Annotated in this window: 6 protein-coding genes; 4 read left to right on the top strand and 2 right to left on the bottom strand. The window is 56.5% G+C overall.

Going from position 1 to position 5,700, the window contains the following annotated elements:
* From AC4FIC_RS14600 to AC4FIC_RS14590, 3 genes are all read left to right on the top strand, one after another.
* Nucleotides 1-1,416 (top strand): alpha-amylase family glycosyl hydrolase (locus tag AC4FIC_RS14600; RefSeq protein ID WP_476195173.1); only part of this gene is annotated, 1,416 nt, incomplete at its 5' end.
* A 131-nt stretch (nucleotides 1,417-1,547) separates the two neighbouring features.
* Nucleotides 1,548-2,249: a fused DSP-PTPase phosphatase/NAD kinase-like protein gene (locus tag AC4FIC_RS14595; RefSeq protein ID WP_273283804.1), complete on the top strand. Its 702-nt coding sequence runs from the start codon at nucleotides 1,548-1,550 to the stop codon at nucleotides 2,247-2,249.
* Nucleotides 2,242-3,981 carry an ABC transporter ATP-binding protein gene (locus tag AC4FIC_RS14590; RefSeq protein WP_273283805.1) on the top strand — a complete coding sequence of 580 codons (1,740 nt, stop codon included), beginning with the start codon at nucleotides 2,242-2,244 and terminating at the stop codon, nucleotides 3,979-3,981. The genes AC4FIC_RS14595 and AC4FIC_RS14590 overlap by 8 nt, the downstream gene beginning before the upstream one ends.
* A gap of 90 nt (nucleotides 3,982-4,071) precedes the next feature.
* On the opposite strand, the gene tpx is transcribed toward AC4FIC_RS14590, so the two are convergent.
* Both tpx and AC4FIC_RS14580 read right to left on the bottom strand, forming a co-directional pair.
* Nucleotides 4,072-4,572 (bottom strand): thiol peroxidase, encoded by a 501-nt coding sequence (gene tpx, locus AC4FIC_RS14585; RefSeq protein WP_287419051.1) that lies wholly within the window; start codon nucleotides 4,570-4,572, stop codon nucleotides 4,072-4,074.
* 142 nt (nucleotides 4,573-4,714) lie between these two features.
* A complete protein-coding gene (locus AC4FIC_RS14580; protein ID WP_287419049.1) occupies nucleotides 4,715-5,053 on the bottom strand; it encodes a 4a-hydroxytetrahydrobiopterin dehydratase in 339 nt (112 codons plus the stop codon).
* Nucleotides 5,054-5,296: 243 nt separating this feature from the next.
* Between AC4FIC_RS14580 and AC4FIC_RS14575 the strand changes: the two genes are divergently transcribed.
* The coding region (locus AC4FIC_RS14575) for an HAD family hydrolase (RefSeq protein WP_476194616.1) at nucleotides 5,297-5,700 on the top strand (404 nt) is incomplete at its 3' end.

Below are 5,700 nucleotides of genomic sequence, written 5' to 3'. Positions count from 1 at the left end.
CATGGCATGCAGGTGATTATCGACATAGTGCCCAATCACCTGGCGCGAGCCTATCGCAGCACCAGCGCACCCGCCGGCACATGCGACTTTGGCGTGGATGACAATGCCAGTTTGGAATACCATCGCGATAATAACTTTTACTATGTCCCCGGCCAAGACTTCAGCCCGCCGGACCATCCGGCCCAAGGTCAATGGTTGGCCGACGCCTATGCCGCTGCAGGTCGCTGCGCGTTTCAGGAGTCCCCGGCCAAATGGACCGGCGATGGCGCCCGCCTGGCCAAACCCCGTTGGAATGACTGGTTTGAAACCGTCAAGGTTAACTATGGCATCCGGCCCGATGGCAGTACCGATTTCCCGCTCTTGCCCGAGCATTACCGCAACCTCCCGGTGGTCGAGCACGTTAGATTCTGGGCCGATAAATCGGTACCCAACAGCTGGACCAAGTTTCGCGCCATTGCCCTTTATTGGCTCGATCAGGGCGTCGATGGCTTCCGCTTCGATATGGCGGAGATGGTCCCGGTTGAGTTCTGGAGCTATATGAATTCGGCGATAAAACTGCGCAATCCCAACGCCACCCTCTTGGCCGAAGTCTATCAACCGGGCCGCTATCGAGACTATATTCAGCTCGGCAAGATGGACTATCTATACGACAAGGTCGACCTGTACGACTGCTTGAAAAACATTGTCCGTGACCAGGAAAGTACTGCACGGCTCGATGCTGTGCAGCAGCAATTGCAGGATATAGAGCCCCATTTGCTGCGTTTTCTGGAAAATCACGATGAGCAACGGATCGCCTCGCCGGAATTTGCCGGCGCCGGGGAAAAGGGCTGGCCGGCCATGGTGGTCACCACCTTGCTCGGTCAAGGCCCGACCATGCTCTACTTTGGTCAGGCCCAGGGCGAGCCGGCGGCGGCAGATCTGGGTTTTGGCCGGGCCAGCCGCACCACTATTTTCGACTATGCCGGGGTTCCCGCGCATCAGGCCTGGCTCAATGGCGGGCGCTGTGACGGCGGTGGTTTAAGCCAGACGCAACGCCTGCTCGATAGTGCCTACCAGCGCCTGCTGAGCTTTTCTGCCTGCAGCGCCAGCCTCCGGGGTGCCTTTATCCCATTACACCAGGCGAATTTAAACGAGACCGGCGGCTACGATCATCAATGTTACAGCTTTGCCCGCTGCCATCTAAGTGACTGGCTTCTGGTGTTCGTTAACTTTGCCGCCAGTCCACGGCGCTGCCAGCTGCAGCTGCCCAAGGCGGTCTGTGCGCAATTACCGCAGATTGCCGCAGGTCGGACCCTCAGCGAGAAAATCAATGCCGATGGGTTACAGCGACGCTTGGAGCGAACCGATCGGGGCGATCTGCAACTGTTGATCGATTGCCCCGCCTACAGCGCCCAAGTCTTTCAGCTGACGGCCTGATAGGCCGGCGCGGCTAAATCCTCAAGCACGGACTGGGCTTTCGGGCCAAATGAAGCCGGTGCAGTGCTATCACTTGACCGATCGGCACCCTATAATGGCCGGCTACACTATTAGGGCCCAACCAACCTGTCATGAATCCTTTGCGCAAGAAGTATCGTGCTCGACGCGATCAGTGGCGTGCTAGCCTGCATCGACCCCAATCCCGTATCGGCTTACATTTAGATCGACATCTGGTCGATCACGCATACTTGCGAGCGCTCTACGCGAACTTTCACAGCCTCGATGGCCAGGCCTATCGCAGCAGCCAACCCTCGCCGCGCTTTGTGCGTAAGCTTGCCCAGCAAGGCTTCAAGGCCATCGTTAATCTGCGTGGCGCCAATAGCTCGGCCGCCTTTGCCATGGAAGCCGAAGCCTGCGCCCTAACCGGTGTGACCCTGATCAACACCCAGTTAAACTCGCGCCGTCTACCCAGCGTGGAGGAGATTAATCGCTTGGCGGATATCTTCGCCCAGGTCGACACACCCTTTGTGATCCACTGTAAATCCGGTGCCGACCGCGCTGGACTGGCCTCAGCGCTCTATCTGCTGATTGTGCAACAGGCCAGTGCCGCGGAAGCAAAGCAGCAGTTGAGTCTTAAATATTTCCATTTAGCTCATTCTAAAACGGGCATCCTCGGCTATTTCCTCGATTGCTATGGCCAGTTTAACGCTCAACAGCCCACGCCCTTTATGGACTGGGTCAACCATCATTACCAACCGGAGCGGTTATACTCGGGCTTCACCCCGAGTGGCTTGTCCAGCTGGCTTGTCGATAAGGTTTTGCACCGTGAGTGAAGAGTCCAGAAGTTATCTGATCCCAAAGGTCTGGCACAGCTATATTAAGCGGCACAGTTTTAAGTTGGCCATTGCCTTCTCTTTTATGCTGCTCGAAGGCGCGGCCATGTATGTCTTTGTGCGTACCCTAAAACCGATGTTCGATAATGTCTTTATCGCCGGCCAGACCAGCCAACTCGGTTCCATCAGCCTGACCGTCTTCGCCGTTTTTCTGGTGCGCAGTATCGGCTCCTTTATCTATCGTTCCCTGACCGTGAAAACCGGCGTCAACGTGGTCGGTCATATCCAGCGCGACCTGACCCGCCATCTGTTAACCCTCGACATGGCGTTCTTTAATCGTCATTCACCGGGCGAATTGATCGAGCGAGTGCGCGGCGACACTCAGGCCCTACAAGGCTTTGCCAGCACCACCTTGCTCAGTGTCGGACGCGACACCGCCACCCTGATCGGCATGTTGGCCTCGGCCTTACAGGACGATTGGATGTGGACCCTCATCGTCTTTATTGGCGCGCCGCTATTGGTCTTGCCGATCAGTCTGCTGCAAAAATTAATTCGTAAACAGACCCGGCGGGCGCGTGAGACTTCGGCCAGCCTGTCGACCCGCCTCGACGAGATTTTTCATGGCATCAAGGCTATCAAGCTCAACAACCTAGCCCAGCATGAAAACGATCGCTTTAATCTAGGCGTGCGCACCTTTGTGCGCACCGCGTTAAAGTCGGAATACGGTAAGGCGGCGATGCCGTCCATTATCGATCTGATCGCGGGCATCGGTTTTGTCGCGGTGATCTTTTATGGTGGCCAAGAAATCATCTCCGGCGAGAAAACCGCCGGAACCTTTATTTCGTTCTTCTTTGCCATCGCGCTGATCTTCGATCCGATCCGTCGCTTAACCAGCGTGTCGGGCTCCATCCAGGGTGCTCTGATTAATTTAGAACGCATTTACTTCCTGTTTGACCAGAAGCCTGCAGCACGGCCAAGCGCCACGGCCCACGGCTTAACCCAGCCCTTAGGCGACATTGAATTTCGTGGCGTCAATTTCAGTTACGGTCCGGTGCCGGTGCTGCGCGAGCTGTCCTTTGTCGCCGCGGGCGGCAAGACCACCGCTTTCGTCGGCGCCAGCGGCGCCGGCAAGTCAACCCTGTTTAATCTATTGACCCATATAGAATTACCGGACAGCGGCACCATTAGTATCGGTGGCCAAAATATCGACTCACTCGAGGTCCATAACTTGCGCCACTCGATCGCCGTGGTTAGCCAAGAGTCGGCCCTGTTCGATGAGAGCCTGCACGATAATATCAAGCTCGGCGATGTGGTCACCGACGACCGGCGCATTGAACAGGCCGCCGTGGATGCCTTGGTCAGCGAGTTTGCCGCGGAACTGCCCTTTGGTTTGCAGTCCTTAGCCGGTCCGCGCGGCAGTAACCTTTCCGGTGGCCAGCGCCAGCGCGTGATTATCGCCCGCGCCCTGTTGCGCGATGCCCCAATTCTGCTCTTGGATGAGGCCACGGCCGCGCTGGACAACCAAACTGAAATCCAAATTCAGACCCTATTGGATGAGTTCACCCGTGATAAGACGACCTTGGTCATCGCGCATCGCCTAACCACCGTGATGAACGCCGATCTGATCCATGTTATGAAGGACGGTCAGATCGTCGAAAGCGGCAGCCATACCGAACTGCTCGCCAAGGGCGCCCACTACAGCGCGCTGCACCGCACCTTAGCAACCGACTGATCAGCACTTTTCTGGCCAAAAAAAACCCAGCGACCTTAGCAAGGTGGCTGGGTTCGGGACGCTTAACGCGTCCTCATATCATTAAGCCAATCAGCCCAGGGCGGCCAAGGCCGCGGCGTAATCTGGCTCATCGGCAATTTCACCGACCAACTGGGTGTGTGTGACAACACCCTGTGCATCGAGCACGACCACTGCGCGCGCGCACAGCCCGGCCAACACACCATCACTGATCTTCACGCCATAGTCGGTAAGGAATTCCGGTGAGCGAAAGGTCGAAGCCGTCTGCACCTGCTCCAGGCCCTCGGCGCCGCAGAAACGACTGAACGCAAAGGGCAGATCTTGCGAGACACACAACACGACGACATCATCACGCTCGTTCATCTTGCTGTTGAACTGGCGAGTTGAGGCGGCGCAGGTGCCGGTGTCGACGCTTGGGTAGATATTCAAGATCAATTTCTTACCAGCAAAGCTGGCCAATGTGACGGGGCTCAAATCGGCACCGGTCACGGAAAAGCTTGGCGCCTGGCTGCCCACTGCTGGGAGTTCGCCTGCGACCGAAACGGGGTTGCCTTGCAATGTAACTGTAGCCATAAAAAGAATCCTAGAGATTTAAAATGAGATCGAGTTTGGTTATACGAGCAGTATCGTGGATTGGATATAAGATTCAACCATGCATTTAGTAAGGCCATAGCCCCGGGGCGGATGTCTTGCCCCGCTTTAACTCGCCGAGCGGTTAATCGGCCAGCAGTGCGTCGGTCTTAGCGGCGCAAATCAGGTCATTGCGATGCAAGCCTGCGATGGCATGAGTCCACCACCGCACGGTCACCTTGCCCCATTCGGTAACAATGACTGGGTGATGATCTTCCTGTTCGGCCAGGTTGCCGACCCTATTGGTGAAGTCCAACGCCAAACGAAAGTTACGGAAAATAAACACCCGCTCCAGCTGCATCACCTGGTTAACTGCTAGGATTTGCCATTCTGGCAGCTGTTGCATCAGCTCGGCCAACTCATCCGGAGCCATTTGCGGCGCATCCGGGAGGCAAGCAGCACAGTGTTGAGTCGTCAGGGTCATGGTGGTTCCTCAGTTCGCGTAATCGGTAATTGATCACCAATCATCGATAGTCAATAGTGGGTACAGACAGGGTGGGCCCCAAACCGGTTTGTGAGCCCGTTGCTGGGTGGCTATACTGGCCCGCTGAATTGCACCGTAGCATTACGCGATCGCGGCGAGATAACAAGCGCTCAAATAAAAAAACCAATAGCGTCGGGTCTGCGTAAGACCCGACACGAACAGCAGCCACGCACAGAGACGACTATGACCGTAAAAGCCCTGGTATTTGATATGGACGGCACCCTGCTCGACACCCTAGACGACATTGCCGACGCGATGAACAGGGTTTTAGCCGAGCAGGGCTTGCCCCTGCAGCCGACGGCGAACTACCGGCAATTTATCGGCAGCGGTGCTCGGCTACTGATCGAACGAGCCGTGCCTGAGAGCCATCTAGCTAGCGCCACGATCGATCAATACCTCGCCGAGTTTGAGGCACAGTATGCGCTCAACTGGCAGCGTAAAAGTCGACTCTACGACGGCATCAGTACTCTATTGGACACCGCTTGCGAGCGCGGCTTGCCGCTGGCGATCTTGACCAACAAACCCCAGGTCTTTGCCGACCGATGCGTGGCCCATTTTCTAGCCCGCTGGCCTTGGCGTGTGGTCCA

Source organism: Reinekea sp., assembly GCF_982785585.1.
This window is presented reverse-complemented; position numbering and strand designations above follow the sequence as displayed.